Raw genomic sequence first — 25,112 nt, forward strand, 5'->3', positions numbered from 1 at the left:
GCGGCGTCAGGCGAGGGACTTGCGCATCAGGGTGCAGACCGTCTCGTGGCGGCGCAGGGTGCCGTCCGCGTCCTCCACCTCCCAGGAGTCGGGGGCGCGGCCGAAGGCGCGGTAGCCGAGGCGCTCGTACAGGGCGCGGGCGCGCGGGTCGGACTCCTCGACGCCGAGCTCGGCCCGGGCCAGGCCGCGCGCGACGATCCGCTGCTCGGCGGAGCGGATCAGCAGCGTGCCGATCCCGCAGGACTGCAGGACCGGGTGGACGCCCAACTGCCAGAGCGTGCCCGCCCCGGGCGCGACCGCGTAGTCGACGCCGCCGACCGCCACCGGCAGCCCCACCGGCGTGCACACCGCCAGGTAGTCGACCTCGCCCGCCTCGGCCCGGCGGAGCTGCCGGACCAGCTCGCGCACGTGCCGGGGCGAACCGGCCCAGCCGCAGGACGGCAGGTCGGCCTCGGCGAGGTCGCGCACCGACAGGTGCAGCCTGATCTCGGCCATCGCGGTGTCCCTCCGGTTCGGCCCGGGCCGGTGCGGCTCCGGCCGTGGCCGTGGGCGTCCCCATTGCAGCAAGCCACGCCCCGGGACGTCCAAGGGATTTGTGACGGGGGGTCAGGCCGGAGCCCCGAGAACGGTGGTGGCGGCAGACCCGGGGCCACCCGGTTCCACCCCGGACTCGCCCCGCTGGAGGGCGGCATCGTGGTCCGCAAGGTCCGGATCGGCACCGGGGCCACCACGGACCTGTACGAGCGGCTCGCGGCCCGCGGCGTCGACACGCCGGTCCTGAGCGGGATCAGCACCGGCGGCGTCGTGCTGTCGACGCTGCTCGACGCCGCCGACCGGGACCACCGGCCCCACGTGCTCTCCGACGGGGTGGCCGCCCGCGACCCGGAGGTGCACCGCGTCCTGCTGGAGAAGGTGTTCCCGAGCCGGGCGCACGTCATCGACACCGCCCGGCCGGCCGGACTGCGGGGCCGAGGCGGCCCGTTGCCGCCGCCCGTTGCCGCCGTCCACCCCGGCCGCGACCCGCCGATGGCCCGCCCAGGTCACGGCCCGCCCGGGTCAGGGGCGGACGGCGACCGCGCCGTAGCAGGAGGCGCCGGCGTCGGTGATGTGCTCGGTGTCGTCCTCGGGGGAGGGGTTCCAGCGGGTGGTGGCGACCAGGCCCGGGTCGAGGAGGTCCCAGCCGGTGAAGAACTCGCCGAACCGGTCGCGGGTGCAGGCCGCGACCGGCGTGCCGGCGGCGGTGTAGACCTGGATGAGCCGGGCGGTCTCGTCGGGGGCGAAGTCGGGCGTCAGGTGGCTGATCACCAGCGCGGACCCGCGGGGCAGCCGGGCCTTGAGGCCCTCGGTGATCCGGTGCGCGTCGTCCGGGACGAAGTGCAGCAGCGCGTTCATGCTGAGCGCGACCGGCCGGTCGAAGTCGAGGGTCCGGGCGGCGGCCTCCAGCAGCGCGTCCGGCTCGCGGACGTCGGCCTGGACGTAGGCGGTGACGCCCTGCTCGGTGCCGCGCAGCAGGGCCTGGGCGTGCAGCAGCACGATCGGGTCGTTGTCGGCGTAGACGACCGCGGCGTCCGGCGCGATCCGCTGGGCCACCTCGTGCAGGTTGGGCGAGGTGGGGATGCCGGTGCCGATGTCGAGGAACTGCCGGATGCCGGAGCGGGCGAGCAGGCGGGTCGAGCGGCGCATGAAGGCGCGGTTGGCGCGGGCGGCGGAGCGGGCGTAGGGGAAGACGGCCAGGGCGCGGCCGGCGGCCTCCCGGTCCGCGGGGAAGTTGGTCGTCCCGCCGAGGTAGAAGTCGTACATCCGGGCCGAGTGCGCCAGGTGGATGTCGAGGTTGACCTCGACGCCGTCGGTCCGTCCGCTCACGTCTGTCACACGCGCCCCCTGATCGTCCGTCACTCCTTCACTGCGCCCACTATGCCCATACGGGCGAACGGAGAATCAAGGGGGGTGGCCGCACCCGGGGCGCGGCCGGGCGAAACGGTCGGAATCGATCATCGGTCGGTCCGATCCGGTCGGCGCCCCGGATAGGCTGGTTTTCCGGCAGGGTGATTTGCGGCTGATCCGGAAACCTCTTGTGCCGGATTACCATTTCGGCACCTGATGCGCCTTACTGTTCCTGTGGGGGACGCGAGTTCTGGCGACCGGTGCCGGCGGCCGGCGCCGGCGTCCGGCTGCGGCGACCAGGGTGCCGCCGGGGAGGAGTGGGGCGTGAACGAGAGCGAATGGGCGGTGGGCGACCGGCACCGCCTGACGTTCGACGCATTCTGCGACACGCACCACCGGACGTGGACCGGCTTCGCCGCCGCCCGCCTGGGCGACCCCGGCGCGGTGCACGGCGCGGTGGAACTCGCCAAGGGCCGGGTCTGGCAGGAGTGGCCGCGCATCCTGCGCGAGCAGTTCCCGGCCTTCCAGGCCTGGACGATCCTCAAGGAGGAGGTCGGCGCGGCCCTGCTGCAGCGGATGATGGACGGCGAACCGCCGCCCTCCCCGGCGCACGTCCCGCTCTGGGTCTGCGCGGTGCGGGTCGCCGCCGAGCGGGCCGGCGACCTGCCGGAGACCGCCGCCGACCACTGGCAGCTGTACGCCGCCCTGCGCGGGCTCTCGGAGCGGCGTCACGACGTGGTCCTGCTGCGCTACCTGCTCGGCCTGACGGACCGGCAGATCGCCGACTGCCTGGCCACCACGGAGGCCAACGTCCGCTCCACCGCCGCCCAGGCCCTCGACCGGCTGGCCGCCGCCCTCGGCGCCCGGAACAGGGAGCGCCGGTGACCGCCGGACCGGACAGCCTCCACCCACCCGCCACCCGCGAGCCCCGCCCGCGCCCCGGCGGTCCGCACCGCGCAGGCGGCCAGGGCGGCCCGGACGGCCCCGGCGTCTCCTGGGACCGGCTGCTCACCGCCCCCCGCCCGTTCCCCTCCGAACACCTCCAGGCCGCCCACGAACTCGACCTGGCCACCTCGCTGGTCCTGGCGATGCCCACCGCCGCCCCCTCGCTGGACCTGCTCGTCAACGACGAACGCATCCACCCCGAGGGCGCCCTGGTCCTGGGCGCGCTGCTGCACGCCGCCCGCCACCGCGAGGGCGCCCAGTTCTGGTGGCAGTTCGCGGCCGGCGGCGGCTCCTACACCGCCGCGTCCTGCCTGAGCCTGCTGCACCGCAGCCTCGGCGAGTTCCTGGACGCCGAGGTCTGGCGGCGCCAGGCCGAGGCGCTGGCCGCCCGCCCCCGCCCGCCGCAGCACGTCCTCGGCGTCCGCGACACCCTGCTCCCGGCGGGCGTGCTGGCCGAGATCCTCGCCCTGTGCCACGACGGCCTCGACGTGAAGCTCCCGCCCCGGCTGGCCGCCGTCATCCACCAGCTCCCGGTCGACTGCGACGACCTCGAGTACGGCGAACTCCCGCAGGTGAGCAGCACCCTGGTCCGCGACCTGGCCCGCTGACCTGCTGACCGGCACCGACCGGCCCGCACCGGCCGGCCCGCACCGGCCGGCCCGCACCGGCCGGCCCGCACCGGCCGGCCCGCCGGCCCTCAGCGCTGGACGATCACCCGCTCGCCCTCGCCCACCGGCTCCTGGAAGGCGTCGAAGTACCGCCGCAGCGTCTCGTCCGGGACGGTCACGCTGTTCGCGTCGCTGCGCCGGCTGCGGGCGGCCAGGCGGCGGCGCAGCGTCTCCAGGTCGGCCCGCAGCCGGACCAACTCCCAGCGGCAGCCGTGGTCTTCGATCAGCGCCTTGTACCGGTCGCGGGTCTCCCGGCTCCAGAAGCTGTAGTCGACGACCACCGGGCGGCGCGCCTCCAGCAGCCCGACCAGTTCCTCCCACAGCTCCCGTTCCACGGCCGTCTTGAGCCGCTCGTACACGGCCGGTTCCAGCTCCGCCCCGTCGCGCCCGGTCCGCGCCCAGATCACCTCGTCGATCGACAGCCGGACGAACCCGCGCCGCTCCAGCGCCCGCGCGTACGTGCTCTTCCCCGATCCGGGCAGCCCGCACATCAGCACCACCAGCCCGCGCTCGGTCCCGTCCAGCTCCGGCAGCAGCTCCGCCTCGCCCGGTACCGTCTCCACCTCGTCCACGCGGCCCAGCCTATGCCGTTCCGGACCGCGGCCGTCGCACCGGGGACAGGAGGACGGTCGGCGGCGCACCGCCCCGCGGAACCGGCACCGCACGGCGGGGGGCCCGGCCTACAGGGGGGGGATCGGCCGGGCCCTTCTTCCGCCGCACCCAGCGACTGCCCCGGATGCACGACTCCATGCCACCTTCTTCCGGGCCTCCGGGCCTCCGGGCCTCCGGGCTTCCGGGGCTTCTTCCGGGGCGGCGGGCGGGGGCCCCGGTCGGCGGGTGTGCGAAACATTGCAACGGGCCCGTGAACAGCGTGCGTTGTCTGCGCGCAGCCAATTGCGGGCCCTCGTCGCGCGCCCGTAGGTTCACCGTCAGTGCCGCGCACGCTCCGTCCGGCCGGGGACGCCCGCCGACCCGCTCCGCCCGCACGTTCCCTCCTGCCGCGAAAGGGTGCGCACACCATGAGCCGGAACACCGAACCTCCGCGCGACGAACCGAAGGCCGAATCGAAGGTGGACCGCCGCGGCTTCCTGGCCGGCGCGGTATCGGTCGCCGCCGCGACCGCCCTGCCCCTGACCCTGGGCGCCCCACCCGCCACCGCGGCCGCCGCCACCACCGAGCCCGGCGCCGCGCCGGGCACCCGGCCGAACATCCTGGTGATCCTCACCGACGACCAGCCCAAGCAGACCGAGTGGGCCACCCCCAGGACGGTGGACTGGCTGGTCGGCCACGGCGTCCGGTTCACCGCCGGGCACGTCACCACGCCGCTGTGCGCGCCGTCCCGCTCCTCGATCTTCAGCGGCCAGTACGCGCACCACCACGGCGTCCGCGACAACGGCCACCCGTACAACCTCGACCAGCAGCACACCATCCAGCGGGCGCTGCACCAGGCCGGCTACCGCACCGGCCTGTTCGGCAAGTACCTGAACGCCTGGCACCCGGCCGACAACCCGCCGCACTTCGACGAGTGGCTGCTGTCCGCGCCGGTGGTCTACAACAACGGCCAGTACAACGACAACGGCACCGTGCGCACCATCCCCGGCTACTCGACCTCGGTGATCCGCGACCACGCGCTCGCCTTCCTCGACAAGGCCGCCACCGACACGCGCCCGTGGTTCGCGTTCGTCGCGCCGAAGGCCTCGCACGAGCCCAACACGCCCGAGCCCAAGTACGCCGACACGCCCGTCCCGGCCTGGGACGGCCGCCCGTCCGTCGACGAGGCCGACCGCAGCGACAAGCCCGAGTGGATCCAGAACGGGACGGCCACCCTCGCCACCGCCCGGCAGCTGCGCGCCCGCCAACTGCGCACCCTGCTCTCGGTGGACGACGCCGTACAGGCCATCCACGACAAACTGGCCGCGCTCGGGCAGCTGCAGAACACCCTGGTGATCTACCTCGGCGACAACGGCTACACCTGGGCCGACCACGGCTGGTCGAAGAAGTCGGTGCCCTACCTGCCCTCGGTCGAGGTGCCGTTCTACCTGTCCTGGCCGGCCGGCGGCCTCGGGGCGGGCAGCCCCGCCGACCACCGGATCGTGGCCAACATCGACATCGCCCCGACCGTCCTCCAGGCCGCCGGGATCACCCCCGACTGGGCGGTCGACGGCCACTCGCTGCTCGGCGCGTACAGCCGCGACCACCTGCTGGTCGAGTTCTGGGAGCAGGGCGCCCACCAGGACGGACAGCCGCACACCTGGGCCTCGTACCTCGGCAAGGACAAGCAGTACACCGAGTACTACAAGCTGCACACCGATGCGAACGGCCTGCCCGCGGGCACCGGCCAGGTCGCCTTCCGCGAGTACTACGACCTGGACGCCGACCCGTACCAGCTGGTCAACAAGCTGTACCAGGCCACCCCCGCGCAGGAGCAGGCGCTGGGCATCCCGGCCCTCGCGGCGACCCTCGCCGCCGAACGCACCGCCTGACCGCACGGCCGCACGGCCGCACGGCTTCCTCGAAACCCCGGTCGGTCGCCCCCCACGGCGACCGGCCGGGCCCCACTTCCCGGCAACTCCGAACCACCCGGGCCACCTGAACCACCCGAACCCCCCGAACCACCCGAACCCCCCGAGCCACCCGAACCCCCGCACCGAAGAGGCCGTCATGCTCCCCTGCTGCACCCCCGGACACGAGCCCACCGACCTCGGCCTGCCCGTCCTGCCGCTCCTGACCCCGGAACCGCCGCCCGTCGCACCGTCCCCCGCCGCGGTGCGGGCCGCCCGCGGGCTGCTGGAACTGCCCGGCGGGACGTTCCTGATGGGCGGGCAGGACCCGGACGGCGTCCCGGCCGACGGCGAGGGGCCGGTGCGCGAGGTGCGGCTCGGGCCGTTCGCGATCGCCGCGACCACCGTCACCAATGCCGAGTTCGCGTCCTTCGTCCGGGAGACCGGGTACGTCACCGACGCCGAGCGCTTCGGCTCCAGCTTCGTCTTCGAGGGCTTCCTCACCGACCGGCTGCGCGCCGCCTCCCCGCCGGTCGCCGCCACCCCGTGGTGGCGGGCCGTCGAGGGGGCCGACTGGCGCGCCCCCGAGGGCCCCGGCAGCGGTTTCGCCGCCCGCCAGCAGCACCCCGTGGTGCACGTCTCCTGGAACGACGCGCAGGCGTACTGCGCCTGGTCCGGCACCCGGCTGCCCACCGAGGCGCAGTGGGAGTACGCGGCCCGCGGCGGACGCACCGGCACCCGCTACCCGTGGGGCGACGAACTCGCCCCCGGCGGACGGGAGATGCTCAACATCTGGCAGGGCGAGTTCCCGATCCGCCACACCGGCCGGCACCGCTCCACCGCCCCCGTCCGCTCCTACCGCCCCAACGGGCACGGCCTGTACAACGTGCTCGGCAACGTCTGGGAGTGGTGCGCCGACCGCTTCAGCCCCGACCACCACCGCCCCGACACCCCAGCCACCCGCCGGGACCCGCTCGGCCCGCCCACCGGTCCCGCCCGGGTGATGCGCGGCGGCTCCCACATGTGCCACGCCTCCTACTGCAACCGCTACCGGCTGTCCGCCCGCTCCTCGAACACCCCGGACAGCTCCAGCGGCAACATCGGCTTCCGGGTGGCTCGCTGACCGCCCGCCGGGGCGCCCCTGGGGCGCGGCGCGGCGCACCCTTGACCGGCCCTTGCCGGGCGGCGGGGGCATGTCGCGGGGGCGGTCCGCGGTCCTAGCGTCCTGCCGCCGAGCCGAACCCGGCCGCGACACCACACCCCATCGGTGCCGCGGCCGTCCCCCATCAACCCCGGCCCGGCGGGAGGAAACCCGATGAACCGCAAGACCGCGCTGGCGGCAGCCGTTGCGGCCGCCCTCACCCTGGGCACCGTGGTGGCGGCGAGTTCGCAGTCCCCCGCACTGGCGAGCGGCACCACCGCGAACGGTGCGGGCTTCCAGTCGATGACCGTCGTGGGCCGCCTCGCGGTCATGGAGCGGGCGGAGAAGGAGGCCGGGGCACTGGCGAAGACACTGGGCCTGGGCCCGGACGAGCGCCTGCTGCCCAAGGACGTGCTGGTCGAGAACGACGGCGCCCGGCACGTGCGCTACGACCGCACCTACCGCGGACTGCCCGTGGTCGGCGGCGACCTGGTCGTGCACTACGCCGCGAACGGCAAGCCCACCTCGACCACCTGGGCGCACGAGGGCGCCGTCAAGGTGGCCGGCGTGACCCCGAAGCTGACCGGCAAGGACGCCTCGGCCACCGCCGAGCGCAGCGCCAAGCACGTCACCTCGGCCCGCACCACCACCCTCGACACCAGCCAGCTGGTGGTCTGGGCGGTCGGCAAGGTGCCGGTGCTGGCCTACCGCAACACCGTCACCGGCACCGGCGACGCGGGCCCCGGCTCCCACGAGGCGGTCGTGCTCGACGCGGCCAGCGGCGCCGTCCTCGACCAGTACGAGGTCGAGCAGACCGTCACCGGCACCGGCAACGGCGTCAACGTCGGCCAGGTCGGCATCGAGACCAGCCAGGGCGGCAGCGGCTACACGCTGACCGACGCGGCGCACGGCGGCACCATCGTCTACGACTCGTACAACAGCCCGCAGTCGAACCCCGCGCAGAACGCCCGGACCTTCTCCAAGTCGTCCAACTCCTGGGGCAACGGCTCCACTTCGAGCCGCGAGAGCGCCGCCGTCGACGCCTCCTACGGCCTGGCCAAGACCTGGGACTACTACAAGAGCACCTTCAACCGCAGCGGCATCCGCAACGACGGCCGCGGCGCCCCGGCCTACGTGCACGTCGACAACCAGCTGCTGAACGCGTTCTACGACGACTCCTGCTTCTGCATGTCCTTCGGCGACGGCTCCTCGCAGAACGGCAACACCCCGCTGACCGCCCTGGACGTCTCCGGCCACGAGATGAGCCACGGCGTCACCGCCGCCACCGCCAACCTGAACTACTCCGGCGAGTCCGGCGGCCTCAACGAGGCCACCAGCGACATCTTCGGCACCATGGTCGAGTTCTACGCCGGCAACAGCACCGACCCCGGCGACTACTACATCGGCGAGAAGCTCCACATGGGCAACGGCTACCTGCGCCGGATGGACAACCCGGCCGCCGACGGCTCCTCGCTCTCCTGCTACAGCAGCCGGGCCGGCCAGGTCGACGTGCACTACTCCTCCGGCATCGCCAACCACTTCTTCTACCTCGCCGCCGAGGGCACCGGCGCCAAGACCATCGGCGGCCTGCCGCACAACGGCACCCCGTGCAACGGCGACAGCTTCGGCGGCATCGGCCGGGACAAGGCCGCCGCGGTCTGGTACCGCGCCCTGTCCACCTACATGACCTCCACCACCACCTACTCCGGTGCCCGCACCGCCACCCTGCAGGCCGCGGCCGACCTGTACGGCGCCAACTCGCAGGAGCGGTACCTGGTCTCCAAGGCGTGGGCCGCCGTCAGCGTCGGCACCGCCCTGCCCGACCCGGGCAACGGCACCCCGACCCCGTCGCCGTCCGGCTCGCCCAGCCCCTCGCCCACCTCCTCGCCCACCGGCAACCCCAACCCGGGCAACGCGCTGACCAACGGCGGCTTCGAGCAGGGCGCCACCGGTTGGACCCAGAGCGCCGACGACATCACCAACTCCACCCAGCAGCAGGCCCACGGCGGCTCCTGGTACGCCTGGATGATGGGCTACGGCTCCACCGCCAGCGAGACGCTGGCGCAGAACAACGTCGCGGTGCCGTCCACCGGCAGCCCCAAGCTCACCTTCTGGCTCAAGGTCACCACCCAGGAGTCCGGCTCCACCGCCTACGACACGCTCAAGGTCACCGCCAACGGCCAGGCCCTGGCGACGTACTCCAACGCCAACGCCTCCGCCGGCTACGTGCAGAAGACCGTCGACCTGAGCGCCTTCCGCGGCCAGAGCGTCAACCTGGGCTTCGTCGGCCAGGAGGACGCCTACCTGTCGACCGTCTTCCTGGTCGACGACGTCAGCGTCGGCTGACCGGAGCCGACCGCCGTAGCCGACCGGCCGGAGCCGACCGCCGGAGCCGGGAAGCGTCCGACCGGCTCCGGCCGGGCCGCCCCAACAGGCGGTCCTTAAAGGGGACTTAACGGCGGGTCGTGAGGGTGTCGCGTTCAGGTGACACCCTCGCGCAGCCGGTTCCGAGGCGGCACACTGACCGCCATGACCGGCATCCTCCCCGGCCCGGCCGCAGCCGCCACCACCCCGGCGGGCCCGACCGAGCCCCCACTCGTCGACCGCGCGCACCTGCTCGCCGACATCCGCGCCGCCCTCGCCGCCACCGGCGGCGTCCTGCTGCACGGACCGGCCGGCATCGGCAAGACCGCGCTGCTCGACACCCTCGCCCAGGACGCCGGCCCGGCGGGCGGGACCGTCCTGCGCAGCAGCCCCACCGCCGCCGAGGCGGACCTGCCGCACCTCGCCCTGATCGACCTCCTCGGCGAGGCCCTCCCCGGCCTCGCCGAGGACCTGCCCGACCACCTGCGCCAGGCCCTGGAGTGCGCCCTGCTCCACCGCGCCCCCCAACCCGGCACCCCCACCGACCCGTTGGCCGTCCGGGTGGCCGTCCTCGAAGCACTGCGCCGACTCGCCCAGCGCGGCCCCGTCCTCGTCCTGCTCGACGACACCCAGTGGCTCGACGAGGCCAGCCGCCAGGTCATCGCCTTCGCCGCCCGCCGCCTCACCGACCGCCGGGTCCGGATCGCCGTCACCGAACGCACCGAACACGCCGCCGCCGCACCCGAGCGGGGCGCGCTCTGCCCGCCCGGCGCCCGCGAGATCCCGGTCGGCCCGCTCGGCGAACGCGGCACCGGCGCCCTGCTGCGCGAACGGCTCGGCCTGCGGCTGAGCGGACTCACCCTCACCCGGGTGCACGCCGTCAGCGGCGGAAACCCCTACTACGCGCTGGAGTTGGGCCGCTCGCTGGCCGCCGGCGGCGGCGAGAGCGCGCTGCCCGCCGACCCGGCCCGCCCGCTCGACGTCCCGCACCGGCTGCGCGCCCTGGTCTCCGCCCGGCTCGGCGAACTCCCCGACACCGCACGGCAGTCGCTCACCGTCCTGGCCGCCGCCCGGACCGGCACCGGCCTGCCCGCCACCGTCACCGAACCGCTCGCCGCCGCCCGCCGCCACGGCATCGTCCAGCAGACCCCCGCCGGCACCCCCCAGTTCAGCCACCCCCTGGTCGCCGAAGTGGTCCTTGCCGACGCCGCCCCCGACACCCTGCGCGCCGCCCACCGGCTGCTCGCCGAACTCACCGCCGACCCGGTCGAACAGGTCCGCCACCAGGCCCTCGCCGCCGACGCCCCCGACCCCCGCCTCGCCTCCCGGCTGCACCGCGCCGCCGACACCGCGCTCACCCGCGGCGCCCCCGGCACCGCCGCCGAACTGCTCCGCCTCGCCGCCGAACACACCCCCGACCCCGACACCGCGAGCCGCCGCCTGCTCGCCGCCGCCCGCAACGCCGCCGCCGCCGGCCTGCCCGACCTCGCCCGCGCCTGCGGCGAACCCCTCGCCGCCGCCCCCGCCGCCGACGTCCGGGTGCACGCCCGCCTGCTGCTCGCCCGCCTGCTCGGCCCCGACCACCCCGGCGCCGAACCCCTGCTCACCGCCGCCGCCGAGGACACCGGCGGCCACCCCGCCCTCACCGCCGCCGTCCACCAGGAACGCGCCGTCCGCGCCCTGCACCGCGGCGACCGCGCCGAAGGACTCGCCGAACTCGCCACCGCCGAGAAGCACGCCGACCACGCCGACGACCCCGACCTGCTGGTCGAACTCCTCGCCCAGCGCGCCCCGCTGACCCTGCTCACCGACCCCGCCCTGGGCCTGGCCCAACTCGAACGCGGCTGCCGCCTCGCCGCCGGCCGGCCCCCCACCGCCGCCGCCGTGTTCTGCCGCGAAGGACTCGCCGTCGCCGCCCTGCGCAGCGGCGACCTGCCCCGCGCCGTCGCCGAGGTCGAGGCGCTGCGCGCCGAGGTCGAAGCCGCCGGCCGCACCGAGGACCTCGCCAACGTCCTCTACATCGCCGCCTCCGTCTACGAGCGGGCCGGCCGCTGCGCCGAGGCGTACGCCGCCGGCCGCGCCGCCCACGACCTGCGCGAACGCATCGAACCCAGCCCCGGCCCGGCCCGCGTCCTGGGCGGAGCCGCCGAACTCAACGGCGGCACCGCCGACCGCGCCGCCCACCTCCTCGACTCCGCGATCCGCGCCGCCGAGAGCGACCACGACCGCGAATGGCTCGCCTACGCCCACGGCCTGCGCGGCCGCGCCGAACTCCTGCGCGGCAACCACCCGGCCGCCGCCGACCACCTCGCCCGCTGCCGGCTCCTGCTGCGCCTGATGGAGTTCACCGACCCCGCGCTCTTCCTGGTGGACGCCGACCTGGCCGAGGCACTCGCCCTCTCCGGCCGCCCCGAGCAGGCCGCCGCCGCCCTCGCCGACGCCCGCGACCGCGCCGCCCGGCTCGGCCGCGACGTCCTCACCCTGGGCCTGCACCGCGCCGAAGCCCACCTCACCGCCGCCACCGACCCCCGCCGCGCCGCCGACACCCTGCGCGCCCTGCTCCCCGACACCCACCCCTACCCCCTCGAACTCGCCCGCGCCCACCTCGCCCTCGGCACCCTGGAACGCCGCGCCCGCCGCCGCGCCGCCGCCCGCACCGCCCTCCAGGAGGCCCACACCCGCTACACCGCCGCCGGCTGCCGCCCCTGGCAGCAGCACACCGCCGCCGCCCTCGCCGCCCTCGACGCCCTGGAGGCCGACCCCACCCCCATGCAGCAGCAGATCCTCACCCTGATCCGCTCCGGCGCCACCAACCGCGAGATCGCCGCCCGCCTCCACCTCTCCGTCAAGGCCGTCGAGGCCAACCTCACCCGCCTCTACCGCCAGTACGGCGTCCGCGGCCGGGCCGAACTGGCCCGCCACCGGGACTGACCCGGGGCCGGGCCGACCCGCGGCCCAGTGGCAGGATGGGCGGCATGAGCGAAGAAACCCGGCCCCTGCTCGTCGACCGCACGCCCTTCCCGGAGGGGCTGGACGAGCGGCTGCGCGCCCAGTTGACCTTCCTGGTGGAGGTGGACCGGCTCAAGACCGTCCTGCGCCAGTCGCCGCTGGCCGCCGCCGACCGCCGCGAGAACGACGCCGAGCACTCCTGGCACCTGGCGATGATGGTGACCGTCCTGGCCGAGTACGCCGACGAGCCGATCGACGTCGGCCACACCGTCCAACTGGTCCTGCTGCACGACCTGGTGGAGATCTACGCCGGGGACACCCCGCTGTACGACGACGCGGGGGCCGTCGACCAGGCGGAGCGCGAGGCCGTCGCCGCGGACGAGCTGTTCGGGCTGCTGCCCGCCGACCAGACCCGCCTGCTGCGCGCGCACTGGGACGAGTTCGAGGCCCGCCGCACCCCCGAGGCCCGGTTCGCCAAGGCGATGGACCGCCTCCAGCCCCTGCTGCTCAACTGGCTGGCCCGTGGCGGCACCTGGCGCACCCCCGGCGTCACCGCCGCCGACGTCCGGGCCCGCAAGGCCGTCATCGGCGACGCCTCCACCCCGCTGTGGGAGGCCGCCCGCCGGCTGATCGACGAGGGCGAGGCCCGCGGCTGGTCCCGCCCCGCGCCCTGAGTCCGCCGCCCGGGCCAGGGGTCCGCCGCCCGGGCCGGTGGTCCGGACCGGCGGCCGTGCCACGGGTGTTGACATGTTCAGTGTCGGTCGGGATGCTGCGGAGGAGCGCTCCTCCAACGTTGCAGAGCCCGACGAGCCGCCACCGGCCGGGCCGGTGCCCGGCCCCGGGCCCCACCACGGATCGGGACACCATGAAGCCTTCCCGCCGCCTGTCCGGCGCCGTCGCCCTCACCCTGTCCGCCGTCCTCGCCGCCGCGCTGTCCACCGCGGTCACCGCCCCGGCCGAAGCGTCCCAGACCGCCCTGCGGGCCGCGGACCCCAGCGTGCTGCGGGTCGGCGGCACGTACGTCTCGGTGCAGTCCACCGGCGCGGGCATCGCCGTCCGGCAGGCCGCCTCGACGGCCGCGCTGGCCTCGGCGCCCGCCCGGCAGGTCTGGTCGGACACCGCCGGGCGCGGCGAGGTGTGGGCGCCGGAGATCGTGGTGGACGGCGGCCGCTACTACATCTACTTCTCGGCCGGCCGCGGCGCGGCCCACCGGATGTACGCCATCAGCTCCGCCACCCCCGACAGCGGCTACGGCGCCGAGACGAAACTGGCCCTGCCGGACGACAGGTGGGCCATCGACGGCACCCTGTTCACCTTCAACGGGCAGCGCTGGTTCGTCTGGTCCGGCTGGGCCGGCGACACCAACGTCGAGCAGAACCTCTACATCGCCCGGATGAACACCCCGACCGCGCCGACCGGCGCCCGCTACGTCATCTCCCAGCCCCGGGAGGGCTGGGAGCGGGTGGTCGGCAACCCGTTCATCAACGAGGCGCCCGAGGCGATCAAGGACCCCAACGGGCAACTGCACGTCACGTACTCCGCCAACGGCAGCTGGAGCGACCAGTACTGCCTGGCCGACCTGCGGCTGCGGGCCGGCGGCGACCCGACGTACGTGTGGGACTGGTACAAGTCCAACGGCTGCCTGTTCGGCTCCCACCGCGAGACGATGATGTCCGGCTGGGACCCGACCCTGCACGTGGACGGCCCCGGCCACCACAGCTTCGTCCTGCTGAACGGCGACATCAACACCAGCCCGCCCGCCGGGCCGACCTTCCCCCTGATGTTCCACGCCGTCCCCAAGGGCACGCCCTACTCCTGGGCCGAACGGTACTGGTACACCGGCACGTTCGCCTGGTGGGGCGGCGCCACCTACCGCCGCGCCAACGTCCCCGGACCCACCGCCGACACCGGCTGGAGCCTGAAGTTCTTCGAGTGACCGGCCCGGGGCCCGGCCCTCCTCAGACGCGTTCGAGCGGGCGGTGCGGCTCGGGCGGCAGCGTGACGGTGACGGGGTCGCCGGGGCGGATCTCGCCGCCGGAGCGGACCACGCCCATGACGCCCGCCCTGCGGACCACCGCCCCGGTCTCGTCCCGCCCCACCACCTGCTTGAGCAGGCCGTGCCGGAAGCGGTCGATCTGCCCGCACGGGTTGCGCAGCCCGGTCACCTCGACCACCGCCTCGGCGCCGAGCCGCAGCAGCGTCCCGACGGGCAGGCCCAGCAGGTCCACGCCCCGGGTGGTGACGTTCTCGCCCAGCTGCCCGGGCCCGACGGTGTAACCGGCCTGCGCCAGCTCCTCGAACAGTTCGGCGTGCATCAGGTGCACCTGCCGCAGGTTCGGTTGGGTCGGGTCCTGCGCCACCCGGGAGCGGTGCCTGACCGTCACCCCCGCGTGCACGTCCCCCTCGACCCCGAGACCCGCCAGCAGGCGGATGCCGTCCCGGTTCGGCTTCGTGAACGAGTACTCCCCGCTGCTGCTGACCGCCACCACGCTCCCGGACACCCGGACCACCCCTCGTCGCACCGATGTTCCGTGCACCCACCCTACGGGCAGCCCGTCGGCGGCCCGCGGCGGGGGCCCGGCCGCGGCGGTCAGGGCAGCAGCCGGGTGCCGGGCGGGAGGGAGTCGGTGCGGTCGGCCTCGTGGAGGTGGGCGAGCAGGGTGTCGCGGAAGGCGCTCGCGGCGCGGGTCAGCGGGAGGTCGCGGCCGTGCGCGACGGCGATGGTGCGGCCGAGGCCGGGCGGGGCGAAGGGGGTGGTGGGGAGGTTGGCGCTGGCGGCGACCATGCCGGGGACGACCGCGGGCCCCAGGCCGGCCCGGACGGCGGCCAGGACCGCGTCCATCTCGCCGCCCTCGACGGCGTAGACCGGCTCGAACCCGGCGGCGCGGCAGGCCGCGAGGGTGGTCTCGCGCAGGTCGTAGCCCTCGCGGAACATCACCAGGCCCCGGCCGCGCAGGTCGGTGATCCGGGCCCGGCCGCGGGGGAGCGGGTCGGCCGAGACCAGCACCAGGTCCTCGTGCAGCAGCGGGGTGACGGCGAGCGGGGCGGGCGGCGCGGAGGCCGGGGTGATGACCAGCGCGAGGTCCAGCTCGCCGGCCTCCAGGTCGCGGACCAGGTCCCGGGAGCCGCCCTCGGTGAGGTGCAGGTCGACGCCGGGGTGCCGGGCCCGGTACGCGCGCAGCACCTCCGGGACCAGGCTGGCGCAGAGCGAGGGCGGGGCGCCGAAGCGGACCCGGCCCCGGCGCAGCTGCACGGTCTCGGCGACCGCCCGCCGGGCGCTGTCGGCGTCCGCGAGGATGCGCCGGGCCAGCGGCAGCAGGGCCTGTCCGGCGTCGGTCAGGGTCGTCCCGGAACGCGAGCGGTGGAACAGCTCGGCGCCCAGCTCCCGTTCCAGGGCGCGGACCTGCTGGGAGAGCGAGGGCTGCGAGACGTGGCTGAGCTCGGCGGCCCGGGTGAAGTGCCGGGCGTCGGCGACCGCGACGAAGTAGGCGAGCTGCTGCAACTGCACACCAGCCATCATAGGCACTGCCTATCGTGATCGGCGGTTCCATGTCTTGGACACCCGTGACACGCCCGGCTTACGGTCATGGCCATGGCTTCCGCACCCCCGGCGAACCGGGCGAAACGGACGGGCCGGGCCCCCGCCCCCGGCCGGCACCCGTCCTCCCTGGCGGCGCTCTGGCGCAGCTCCGTCGGCAAGAAGGCCGTGATGGCGGTCAGCGGCCTGGTGATGCTGGCGTACCTGGTCGCCCACATGCTCGGCAACCTCAAGATCTTCTTCGGTCCGGACGACATCAACGGGTACGCGCACTGGCTGCGCACCCTCGGCGAGCCGCTGCTGCACCACGGCTGGTTCCTCTGGCTGGCCCGCCTCGTCCTGGTGGCGTCCGTGGTCGCCCACGGCACCGCCGCCTACCAGCTCTCCCGCCGCGATCTGAAGGCCCGCCCGGTCAAGTACGCGCACCGGCGGCAGCGGGCCACGTACGCGACCCGGACGATGCGCTGGGGCGGGGTGATCCTCGGGCTGTTCATCGTCTGGCACATCCTCGACCTGACCACCCTCACGGTGAACCCGGCCGCCGAGGAGGGCCACCCGTACCAGAACGTCGTGGCCTCGTTCTCGACCTGGTACTCGGGCGTCATCTACTGCCTGGCGATGCTGGCGCTCGGCCTGCACGTGCGGCACGGCTTCTGGAGCGCCGCGCAGACCCTGGGCGTCAACAACCCGCGCCGCGACCGGGCGCTGAAGGTCGGCGCGAACGCGCTGGCGCTGCTGCTGACCGCCGGGTTCCTGTCGGTGCCGGTGGCCGTGATGGCCGGACTGGTCCGGTGACCCCGATGGACCCCGACACCGCGAAGGACGGAGCGGCCCCGATGAGCTACCTCGACTACACCCTCGGCGACCCGGTCGCCGACACCACCGCCCCGGCCGGGCCGATCGAACAGCGGTGGGAGCGGCGGCGGTTCGAGGCCAAGCTGGTCAACCCGGCCAACCGCCGCAAGCACACCGTGATCGTGGTCGGCACCGGCCTGGCCGGCGGCGCGGCCGGCGCCACCCTGGCCGAACAGGGCTACCACGTCGTCCAGTTCTGCTTCCAGGACTCCCCGCGGCGGGCCCACTCGATCGCCGCGCAGGGCGGCATCAACGCGGCCAAGAACTACCGCAACGACGGCGACTCGGTGCGCCGACTGTTCTACGACACCGTCAAGGGCGGCGACTTCCGGGCCCGCGAGTCCAACGTGCACCGGCTGGCCGAGGTCTCGGTGGAGATCATCGACCAGTGCGTGGCCCAGGGCGTCCCGTTCGCCCGCGAGTACGGCGGCCTGCTCGACACCCGCTCCTTCGGCGGCGTCCAGGTCTCCCGCACCTTCTACGCCCGCGGCCAGACCGGCCAGCAGCTGCTGCTCGGCGCCTACCAGGCGCTGTCCCGGCAGATCGCCGCCGGGAACGTCGAGATGCACCCGCGCACCGAGATGCTCGACCTGCTGGTGGTCGACGGCCGGGCCCGCGGCATCGTCGCCCGCGACCTGGTCACCGGCGAGATCCGCTCGTACACCGCGGACGCCGTGGTGCTCGCCACCGGCGGCTACGGCAACGTCTTCTACCTCTCCACCAACGCCAAGAACTCCAACGCGACGGCGATCTGGCGCGCCCACCGGCGCGGCGCCCTGTTCGCCAACCCGTGCTTCACCCAGATCCACCCGACCTGCATCCCGCGCTCCGGCGACCACCAGTCCAAGCTCACCCTGATGAGCGAGTCGCTGCGCAACGACGGCCGGATCTGGGTGCCCAAGGCCGAGGGCGACACCCGCCCGCCCGGGCAGATCCCCGAGGACGAGCGCGACTACTACCTGGAGCGGATCTACCCGGCGTTCGGCAACCTGGTGCCGCGCGACATCGCCTCCCGGGCCGCCAAGGTGGTCTGCGACGAGGGCCGCGGCGTCGGCCCCGGCGGGCAGGGCGTCTACCTGGACTTCGCCGACGCCGTCGCCCGGCTCGGCCGGGACGCCGTCGAGGCCAAGTACGGCAACCTGTTCGAGATGTACGAGCGGATCACCGCCGAGGACCCGTACACCGTCCCGATGCGGATCTACCCGGCGATCCACTACACGATGGGCGGCCTCTGGGTCGACTACGACCTGCAGACCACCATCCCCGGCCTGTTCGCGATCGGCGAGGCCAACTTCTCCGACCACGGCGCCAACCGGCTCGGCGCCAGCGCCCTGATGCAGGGCCTGGCCGACGGCTACTTCGTGCTGCCGCCCACCCTCAACGACTACCTGGGCCGCACCAAGCTCGCCGCCGTCCCCGCCGACCACCCCGAACTCGCCGCCGTGGAGGCCGAGTCCGCCGACCGGCTGAACCTGATCCTGGCCGTCGACGGCGACCGCACCCCCGACTCGTTCCACCGCGAACTGGGCGAACTCCTCTGGGAGGAGTGCGGCATGGCCCGCGACGAGGCCGGGCTGCGCCGCGCGCTGGCCCGCATCCCGCGGATCCGGGACGAGTTCTGGCGCCGGATCAAGGTGCCCGGCACCGGCGAGGAGCTCAACCAGGCGCTGGAGAAGGCCAACCGGTTGGTCGACTACTTCGAACTCGCCGAACTGATGTGCCTGGACGCGCTGCACCGCGCCGAGTCCTGCGGCGGCCACTTCCGCACCGAGTCCGCCACCCCCGAGGGCGAAGCCGCCCGCCGCGACGAGGAGTTCGGCTACGCCGCCGCCTGGGAGTTCACCGGCACCGGCACCGCCCCCGTCCTGCACCAGGAACAGCTCGTCTTCGAGCACGTCCACCCCACCCAGCGGAGCTACGCGTGAACCTCACCCTGCGCATCTGGCGCCAGCAAGGCCCGGACACCCCGGGCGAGATGACCGAGTACCGGGTCTCCGGCATCAGCGCGGACATGTCCTTCCTGGAGATGCTCGACACCCTCAACGAGGAACTGATCCTGCGCGGCGAACGCCCGGTCGCCTTCGACCACGACTGCCGCGAAGGCATCTGCGGCGCCTGCGGCATGGTCATCAACGGCCGGGCCCACGGCCCCGAACGCACCACCACCTGCCAGCTGCACATGCGGCACTTCGACGACGGCGACACCATCGACGTCGAACCCTGGCGGGCCGGCGCGTTCCCCGTGGTCCGCGACCTGGTGGTGGACCGCTCCGCGCTCGACCGGATCATCGGCTCCGGCGGCTACATCACCGCCCCCACCGGCTCCGCCCCCGAGGCGCACGCCACGGCCGTCCCCAAGGAGGCCGCCGACCTGGCCTTCGAGCACGCCGAGTGCATCGGCTGCGGGGCCTGCGTCGCCGCCTGCCCCAACGGCTCCGCGATGCTGTTCACCGCCGCCAAGGTGGTCCACCTCAACGTCCTCCCGCAGGGCGCCCCCGAACGCGCCTCCCGGGTGCGGACCATGGTGGAGACCATGGACGACGAGGGCTTCGGCGGCTGCACCAACACCGGCGAGTGCGCCACCGCCTGCCCCAAGGGCATCCCGCTGTCCGGCATCGCCCGCCTGAACCGCGAGTTCCTGCGCAGCTGAGGAAGCCGGACCCGCCCTCCCCGCCAGCATCCTGACGCCGCGTCAGATGTCGCGCGGGGAGGCCAGCGGCAGCGGGCCCGGGCCCTTGACGATCCGGATGGTCGGCGCGGTCTCCAGGTGCTGCACCCCCGGCAGCGCCGCCACCCGGCTGGTCAGGTAGGCGTACAGCTCCCGCACGCTGCGGGTGATCACCACCGCGTGCAGGTTGCTCGGGCCGGTGGTCGCGCAGGCGTACGCCACCTCCGGATGGGCGGCCAACGCCGCACCGGCGGCGGCGAGTTCGGACGGCACCACGTTCAGCCACAGCCAGGTGTGGGTGCGCAGCCCGAAGATCCGCCAGTCCACGTCCAGGTCGTAGTAGAGCACCCCCGAGCCGGCCAGCTCCTCCAGCCGGCGGCGCGCCGTGCTCTCCGACTTCCCGCAGGCGGCGGCCAGTTCGGCCAGCGGGGCCCGCCCGTCCACCGCCAGCGCCGCCAGCAGCCGGCGGTCCGCCGCGTCCAACTCCGGCACCGGGCCGTCCGGTTCGGCGACCCGCGGACCGGCCGCGGTCAGCTCCGCGACCTGCCCGGCGGTCAGCGCCCCGGACTTGACCGCCAGGCTCTGCGCGCCGCCGAAGAAGGTGTGCAGCACGCAGTGCGCGCTCACCCCCAGCACGCTCGGGGTGCGCGGCAGGTGCTGGAGCAGCAGCGAGTGGTCCGAGCGGTCCGGCGGGGTGCGGGTCGAGCAGGCGATCTCGGTGCCGCCCGAGTTCAGCGACACCCACACGGTGTCCTCCCGGCGGGCCAGCGCCGCGGCCACCGCCCCCGCCGAGTCCGGCGAGCAGCGCACCCGCAACTGCCAGCGCACCTCGCCCAGCCGCTCCGGGTCGGGCAGCCCCAGCACCCGGATCACCCCCGCCCCGCGCAGCCGCCCGTACCGGCGCGCCACCGTCTGGTCCGACACCCCCAGCACCGCCGCCAGCCGGCTGAACGCCGCCCGCGGCGCCAACTGCAGCGCGTGCACCAGCTGCCGGTCGAGCGCGTCGTAGCCGTCGGATTCCACCGCACCATCGTAGGACGTGTCGAGAACCGCCGCGAACCGCGTACCGGCTAGGGGAAAGCGGCGGTCCGGAGCGAGAGTACGGAAGGAAACGACAACCCCGTCCCGGAAGGACGACCCCGCCCGTGCGCAAGTGGATACCCCTGACGGCGATCTGCGTCGGCGCGTTCATGCTGCTGGTCGACGCCAGCATCGTGAACACCGCGCTGCCCGAGATGTCCGAGGACCTGCATTCCACCTTCACCGCCCTGCAGTGGGTGGTGGACGTCTACGCCCTCACCCTCGCCGCCCTGCTGATGGCCTTCGGCTCGCTCGGCGACCGCCTCGGCCACCGCCGCCTCTACCTGGCCGGCCTCGCCGTCTTCGGCCTCGCCTCACTGGCCTGCGCGCTCGCCCCCGACGCCGGTACCCTGATCGCCGCCCGCGCCGCCCAGGGCCTCGGCGGCGCCGCCATGATGACCTCCACCACCGCCCTGCTCAACGCCGCCTACCAGGGCCGCGACCGGGGCACCGCGTTCGGCGTCTGGGGCGCGGTCAACGGCGCCGCGGCCGCCGCCGGGCCGGTGCTCGGCGGGCTGCTCACCCAGCAGTTCGGCTGGCGCTCGATCTTCCTGGTCAACCTGCCGATCGCCGCCGTCGCCGCCTGGCTCACCGTCCGCCACCTCACCGCCGACCGCCCCCGCGCCACGGAGGCCGAGGCTGCGGGCCGGTCCGGAGCGGTGGCGGGCCGGTCCGCCGGACGCTTCGACCTGCCCGGCGCCGCCACGTTCACGCTGTTCGCCGCCGCCCTCACCTACGGCCTGATCGAGAGCGGCGAACGCGGCTGGAGCGACCCCCTGGTGGCCGCCACCCTGATCGCCGCCGCCCTCGCCCTCGCCGCCTTCACCACCGTCGAACTGCGCACCGCCCGGCCCCTGCTGGACCTGCGACTGCTGCGCAACCCCGCCTTCGTCGGCCTCGCCGCCGCCGGGCTGCTGCTCACCGCCGCCGCCTTCGCCCAGCTCACCTACACCGGCCTCTGGCTCCAACAGGTCCTGCACCTCAGCCCGTTGAACGCCGGACTGGCCGTCTGCCCGCTCGCCGCCGCCGCCTTCCTCACCGCCCCCGCCGGCAGCCGCCTGCTGCGCGGCGCACCCCCGCGGCTGCCGATCGCCCTCGGCCTGGCCCTGATCGGCGGCGGCACCCTGCTGCTCACCCTGGTCTCGCCCACCACCGGCTGGACGGCCCTGCTGCCCGGCCTGCTGGCCACCGGCGTCGGCGTCGGCCTGGCCACCCCGCCGATGATGGCCGCCGCCCTGGCCGCCGTCCCGCGCGAACGCGCCGGCATGGCCTCCGGCGCGTTCAACACCGCCCGCCAACTCGGCCTCGCCCTGGGCATCGCCGTCCTCGGCACGGTCTTCCAGAACACCCTGCGCGAACGCCCCGGCACCGATCCGCGCCACGCCTACGCCGCCGCCCTCGACCACGTCTACCTCACCGCCGGAGCGGCCGGACTGCTCGCCGCCGCGCTGGTCGTCCTGCTGGTGCGCCGCCCGGCCCCCGCCGCGCCTGCACCCGTTCCGCAGCCTCACGTCGTCAAGGAGCCGTCCGGGCAGCCGTCCTGACGGATCGTCAGTTCGACGGCAGGGAGTCGAGCCAGGAGGTCAGCAGCCCGTTGACCTCCTCGGCGCGCTCCTGCTGCACCCAGTGGCCGCAGCCCTCCAGCAGGTGGGCGGAGACCAGTCCGGGCAGCGTGGCCGGGAAGGCGTCGATCGCCTCCGCCATCCAGGTGGTCGAGGCGTCCCGCGTCCCGCCGACGAACAGCGCGGGCTGCTCCAGCGGACGCCCGGCGAAGGGGGCCAGCTCCGCCCAGTCCCGGTCCATGTTCCGGTAGCGGTTCAGCGCGCCGGTCAGGCCGGTGCGCTCGAACTCGCCCGCGTAAAAGTCGAGATCGGCCTCCGACAGCCAGGACGGCCGCACCCCGCGCGGGAAGCGCTCGCGCAGCGTCCCGCCCGCGGCCCGGGAGACGAAGTGCGGGTCCGGCGCGTCCGGGCCGGGCATGGTGTCGGCGGACAGCGCGGCGAAGAACCCCGCCAGCCAGCCCCGGACGTCCGGCTCGATCTCCGCCTCCGCCCGGCCCGGACGCTGGAAGTACGAGACGTAGAACTCCTCCGGCCCGCCCATCCCGGCGAACACCTCGCCCGGCCGCGGCCCGCCCGGCGGGGCGTACGGCACGCTCAGCAGGCCCACCGCGCGGAACACCTCCGGGTGCAGCAGGGCGGACGCGGCCGCGATGTTCGACCCCCAGTCGTGCCCGACCACCACCGCCGTCTCCGCGCCCGACCCCCGCACCAGCGCCAGGTTGTCCGCCACCAGCTCCCGCATCCGGTACGCCGCCGGATCGTCCGGCCGGCACGACCGCCCGTACCCGCGCACGTCCGGCGCCACCGCCCGGTACCCCGCCGCGGCGAGCGCCGGCAGCTGGTGCCGCCACGAGTACCAGGACTCCGGGAACCCGTGCACCAGCAGCACCAGCGGCCCGTCCCCCTGCTCCACCAGGTGCAGCGGCCCCGCGGGCCCGGCGACGGTGCGGTGCCGGGCCCCGGCGGCCGGGCCGGACCCGACGGTCTCCTGCGGTACGGACATGACGACTCCTCCAAGGGGCTGGACCGGGGACCGGACAAGGGGCTGGACGACGGGGGGAACGCCCCGGCGCCGGGTACAGGTCGATCATGCGCCGTCCCGCCCCGCCCGGGCGACTACTCTTGCCGGATCGGCAACACCGCAGCTGAGGGGAGTGCCCGGGATGACCGGCAACGAGGAGGTGGCGCACCTGCTGGCCACCATGGGCCCACGGCTGCGCGCCGCCCGGGCCCGCGACGGCCGCGGCCTCGGCGAGGTGTGCCGGGCCACCGGCCTCACCCCCAGCACGCTGTCCCGGATGGAGAACGGCCACCGCCACCCCACCCTGGAGGTGCTGCTCCTGCTGGCCCGGGAGTACCGCGTCCCGCTCGACGAACTGGCCGGCACCGCGCCCGCGCGACCGGCACCGCTGCGGGGCGCGGACGACAAGGCGGTGCTCCCGCTGACCCGCTACGTCGGCGGCCTGCACGCGCACAAGCACGTCCTGCCCGCCACGGCCGCCACGGCCGCCGCCACCGACACCACCGCCACCGCCGCCACCGCCGCCACCGCCGCCGACGGGCCCCCGCCCCGGCCGCGCCAGGTCTCCCACCCCGGCCACGAGTGGCTCTGCGTGCTCTCCGGGCGGCTCCGGCTGGCCCTCGGCGACCGCGAGCTGGTGCTGGCCGCCGGGGAGGTCGCCGAGTTCGACACCCGCACCCCGCACGGGGTCGCCAACGCCGCCCCGGACCGCCCCGTCGAGTACCTGGTGATGTTCGGCCCGCAGGGCGAACGCCTGCGCGTCCGCAGCTGACGCCGGGCGGCCGAAATCCCCTGTCGCCGAAGGGGGTTCAGGCCGCCCCGCTCGGCGCGCCGCTCGGCACCCCGCCCCGCAGGCCGTCGCCGGACAGCGCCTCGGAACGGCCCAGCTGGTAGGCCATCTGAACCCGGCTCTGGGCGTCGTACGCCTTGAGGATCTTGGCGATGTGGGCCCGGCAGGTGCGGACGTTGAGGCTCATCCGGCGGGCTATCGCGTCGTCCGGTTCGCCGTCCACCAGCATCCGCAGGATGGTCTGCTGGACTTCGTTCAGCCCCCGCCCGGCCGAGCCGCCGCGGTAGCGGACGTCGTACGGGCTGGCCCGTCGCCAGTCGCGCTCGAAGGCGTCGGCCAGGTAGGCGACCAGGGCGGGGTGGCGGACCAGCACCGCGCGGCGGCTGTCCTGGGCGGCCGAGACGAAGGCCGTCCTGCGGTCGAAGATCATCAGCCGTTTGGGCAGCTCGTCGAGGGTGCGGACCTCCGCGCCCAGCGAGGACACCTTGGTCACGTAGTCCCGGATCGGCTCGCTGAACCGGGCCGGGTGCTGGTAGAGCGTGCGCAGGTGGGCGCCGCGGGCCAGCAGCTCCTCGGCCTTGCCGAGCGCCCGGGCCAGCGCGTCCGCCCGGCGGCCGTTGCCGGGCTGGGCGGTGAGCGCCTCCTCGGTGCAGTCGCGCATCGCCTCGTCGATCGCCGAGGTGATCATGTCCAGGCCGACCAGGTCCTGCACGGGCGCCGCCTGCGGGCCCTCCTCGGACGCCTGGTCGTAGAGGTGCGAGAGCCGGGTCAACTCCCCGACCAGGCGCGAGCCGTACTCCTCGATCCGGGCGGACTGCAGCCGCACCCGGCGGCGCACCGAGGCCGCGGCCAGCTGCGGGTCCACCGGGACCAGGCGGGCGGGCTCGGCGGCGTCGGCGGCGAGCAGCCCGAGCCTCAACAGCTGTTCGCTGGCGGCCAGTTCGTCGGGGGAGAGGCAGGCGGCGGAGAGGCCGACGGGACCGCCGCCGACCGCCGGGTTGGGCAGGCTGCCGCTGCTCAGCGAGCGCACGTAGAGCCGCTCGGCGGCGGGGCTGAGCCGGGGGACGTCCTCCTGACCGGGATCACCGGTCCGGTGTTCGGTGTTCATGACCACCCTCATGTTCATGCTGTTCATCAACATGAGCC

Annotated in this window: 21 protein-coding genes and 1 pseudogene; 14 read left to right on the forward strand and 8 right to left on the reverse strand. The window is 74.8% G+C overall.

Annotation, left to right across the window (positions count from 1 at the left end; translation table 11 throughout):
- Window positions 1-6: 6 nt before the first annotated feature.
- Window positions 7-495 (reverse strand): GNAT family N-acetyltransferase, encoded by a 489-nt coding sequence (locus ACIP60_RS17090; RefSeq protein WP_400684834.1) that lies wholly within the window; start codon window positions 493-495, stop codon window positions 7-9.
- Window positions 496-525: 30 nt separating this feature from the next.
- On the opposite strand from ACIP60_RS17090, the pseudogene ACIP60_RS17095 reads away from it, so the two are divergent.
- Window positions 526-936, forward strand: a pseudogene (locus ACIP60_RS17095) (isochorismatase family protein); the annotation flags it as partial.
- Window positions 937-1,056: 120 nt separating this feature from the next.
- Here ACIP60_RS17095 and ACIP60_RS17100 read toward each other — a convergent pair.
- Window positions 1,057-1,872 carry an SAM-dependent methyltransferase gene (locus tag ACIP60_RS17100; protein WP_282204028.1) on the reverse strand — a complete coding sequence of 272 codons (816 nt, stop codon included), beginning with the start codon at window positions 1,870-1,872 and terminating at the stop codon, window positions 1,057-1,059.
- Window positions 1,873-2,208: 336 nt separating this feature from the next.
- Between ACIP60_RS17100 and ACIP60_RS17105 the strand changes: the two genes are divergently transcribed.
- Both ACIP60_RS17105 and ACIP60_RS17110 read left to right on the forward strand, forming a co-directional pair.
- Window positions 2,209-2,769 (forward strand): sigma factor-like helix-turn-helix DNA-binding protein, encoded by a 561-nt coding sequence (locus tag ACIP60_RS17105; protein WP_400684838.1) that lies wholly within the window; start codon window positions 2,209-2,211, stop codon window positions 2,767-2,769.
- Complete coding sequence (locus tag ACIP60_RS17110; RefSeq protein ID WP_400684841.1) at window positions 2,766-3,437, forward strand: hypothetical protein; 672 nt, start codon at window positions 2,766-2,768, stop codon at window positions 3,435-3,437. Before ACIP60_RS17105 ends, ACIP60_RS17110 begins: the two co-directional genes overlap by 4 nt.
- Before the next feature lie 89 nt (window positions 3,438-3,526).
- On the opposite strand, the gene ACIP60_RS17115 is transcribed toward ACIP60_RS17110, so the two are convergent.
- Window positions 3,527-4,069, reverse strand: a complete 543-nt coding sequence (locus tag ACIP60_RS17115) for an AAA family ATPase (RefSeq protein ID WP_400684844.1) — start codon at window positions 4,067-4,069, stop codon at window positions 3,527-3,529.
- Window positions 4,070-4,516: 447 nt separating this feature from the next.
- On the opposite strand from ACIP60_RS17115, the gene ACIP60_RS17120 reads away from it, so the two are divergent.
- From ACIP60_RS17120 to ACIP60_RS17145, 6 genes are all read left to right on the forward strand, one after another.
- The gene (locus ACIP60_RS17120; RefSeq protein ID WP_400684847.1) at window positions 4,517-5,980 is read left to right on the forward strand and encodes a sulfatase; all 1,464 of its coding nucleotides are present in this window, start codon (window positions 4,517-4,519) and stop codon (window positions 5,978-5,980) included.
- A 178-nt stretch (window positions 5,981-6,158) separates the two neighbouring features.
- The gene (locus ACIP60_RS17125) at window positions 6,159-7,121 is read left to right on the forward strand and encodes a formylglycine-generating enzyme family protein (RefSeq protein WP_400684850.1); all 963 of its coding nucleotides are present in this window, start codon (window positions 6,159-6,161) and stop codon (window positions 7,119-7,121) included.
- A 192-nt stretch (window positions 7,122-7,313) separates the two neighbouring features.
- Window positions 7,314-9,485: a M4 family metallopeptidase gene (locus ACIP60_RS17130; RefSeq protein WP_400684853.1), complete on the forward strand. Its 2,172-nt coding sequence runs from the start codon at window positions 7,314-7,316 to the stop codon at window positions 9,483-9,485.
- Between the two features lie 183 nt (window positions 9,486-9,668).
- Window positions 9,669-12,434, forward strand: coding sequence for an AAA family ATPase (locus tag ACIP60_RS17135; protein ID WP_400684856.1), 2,766 nt, complete (start codon window positions 9,669-9,671; stop codon window positions 12,432-12,434).
- Window positions 12,435-12,478: 44 nt separating this feature from the next.
- Window positions 12,479-13,126: an HD family hydrolase gene (locus ACIP60_RS17140; RefSeq protein WP_400684859.1), complete on the forward strand. Its 648-nt coding sequence runs from the start codon at window positions 12,479-12,481 to the stop codon at window positions 13,124-13,126.
- Between the two features lie 191 nt (window positions 13,127-13,317).
- On the forward strand, window positions 13,318-14,388 hold the full coding sequence (locus ACIP60_RS17145; protein WP_400684862.1) for a glycoside hydrolase family 43 protein: 1,071 nt from the start codon (window positions 13,318-13,320) through the stop codon (window positions 14,386-14,388).
- Window positions 14,389-14,410: 22 nt separating this feature from the next.
- Here ACIP60_RS17145 and ACIP60_RS17150 read toward each other — a convergent pair whose 3' ends face one another.
- Entirely contained in the window at window positions 14,411-14,941 is a 531-nt protein-coding gene (locus tag ACIP60_RS17150) for an MOSC domain-containing protein (protein WP_400685375.1), read from the reverse strand.
- Window positions 14,942-15,042: 101 nt separating this feature from the next.
- Window positions 15,043-15,960, reverse strand: a complete 918-nt coding sequence (locus tag ACIP60_RS17155) for a LysR family transcriptional regulator (RefSeq protein WP_400684865.1) — start codon at window positions 15,958-15,960, stop codon at window positions 15,043-15,045.
- A gap of 78 nt (window positions 15,961-16,038) precedes the next feature.
- Here ACIP60_RS17155 and ACIP60_RS17160 point away from each other — a divergent pair, with 78 nt between their 5' ends.
- Genes ACIP60_RS17160 through ACIP60_RS17170 form a run of 3 tightly spaced genes read left to right on the forward strand, consistent with a single transcriptional unit; the run spans window position 16,039 to window position 19,495 of the window.
- Window positions 16,039-16,785, forward strand: a complete 747-nt coding sequence (locus tag ACIP60_RS17160) for a succinate dehydrogenase cytochrome b subunit (RefSeq protein ID WP_400684868.1) — start codon at window positions 16,039-16,041, stop codon at window positions 16,783-16,785.
- 41 nt (window positions 16,786-16,826) lie between these two features.
- Window positions 16,827-18,770, forward strand: a complete 1,944-nt coding sequence (locus ACIP60_RS17165; RefSeq protein ID WP_400685378.1) for a fumarate reductase/succinate dehydrogenase flavoprotein subunit — start codon at window positions 16,827-16,829, stop codon at window positions 18,768-18,770.
- The gene (locus ACIP60_RS17170; RefSeq protein WP_400684871.1) at window positions 18,767-19,495 is read left to right on the forward strand and encodes a succinate dehydrogenase/fumarate reductase iron-sulfur subunit; all 729 of its coding nucleotides are present in this window, start codon (window positions 18,767-18,769) and stop codon (window positions 19,493-19,495) included. The genes ACIP60_RS17165 and ACIP60_RS17170 overlap by 4 nt, the downstream gene beginning before the upstream one ends.
- Before the next feature lie 42 nt (window positions 19,496-19,537).
- Here the strand turns inward: ACIP60_RS17170 and ACIP60_RS17175 are convergent, their stop codons facing one another.
- Complete coding sequence (locus tag ACIP60_RS17175; protein ID WP_400684874.1) at window positions 19,538-20,536, reverse strand: Lrp/AsnC family transcriptional regulator; 999 nt, start codon at window positions 20,534-20,536, stop codon at window positions 19,538-19,540.
- 122 nt (window positions 20,537-20,658) lie between these two features.
- On the opposite strand from ACIP60_RS17175, the gene ACIP60_RS17180 reads away from it, so the two are divergent.
- Window positions 20,659-22,137 (forward strand): MFS transporter, encoded by a 1,479-nt coding sequence (locus ACIP60_RS17180; protein WP_400684877.1) that lies wholly within the window; start codon window positions 20,659-20,661, stop codon window positions 22,135-22,137.
- A 7-nt stretch (window positions 22,138-22,144) separates the two neighbouring features.
- Here ACIP60_RS17180 and ACIP60_RS17185 read toward each other — a convergent pair whose 3' ends face one another.
- On the reverse strand, window positions 22,145-23,158 hold the full coding sequence (locus ACIP60_RS17185) for an alpha/beta fold hydrolase (protein WP_400684880.1): 1,014 nt from the start codon (window positions 23,156-23,158) through the stop codon (window positions 22,145-22,147).
- Window positions 23,159-23,318: 160 nt separating this feature from the next.
- On the opposite strand from ACIP60_RS17185, the gene ACIP60_RS17190 reads away from it, so the two are divergent.
- Window positions 23,319-23,948 (forward strand): helix-turn-helix domain-containing protein, encoded by a 630-nt coding sequence (locus ACIP60_RS17190; RefSeq protein ID WP_400684883.1) that lies wholly within the window; start codon window positions 23,319-23,321, stop codon window positions 23,946-23,948.
- A gap of 37 nt (window positions 23,949-23,985) precedes the next feature.
- On the opposite strand, the gene ACIP60_RS17195 is transcribed toward ACIP60_RS17190, so the two are convergent.
- Window positions 23,986-25,074 (reverse strand): LuxR C-terminal-related transcriptional regulator, encoded by a 1,089-nt coding sequence (locus tag ACIP60_RS17195; RefSeq protein WP_400684886.1) that lies wholly within the window; start codon window positions 25,072-25,074, stop codon window positions 23,986-23,988.
- Window positions 25,075-25,112 lie beyond the last annotated feature (38 nt).

It is taken from the genome of Kitasatospora sp. NPDC088783 (assembly GCF_044750705.1).
Classification (GTDB): domain Bacteria; phylum Actinomycetota; class Actinomycetes; order Streptomycetales; family Streptomycetaceae; genus Kitasatospora; species Kitasatospora fiedleri.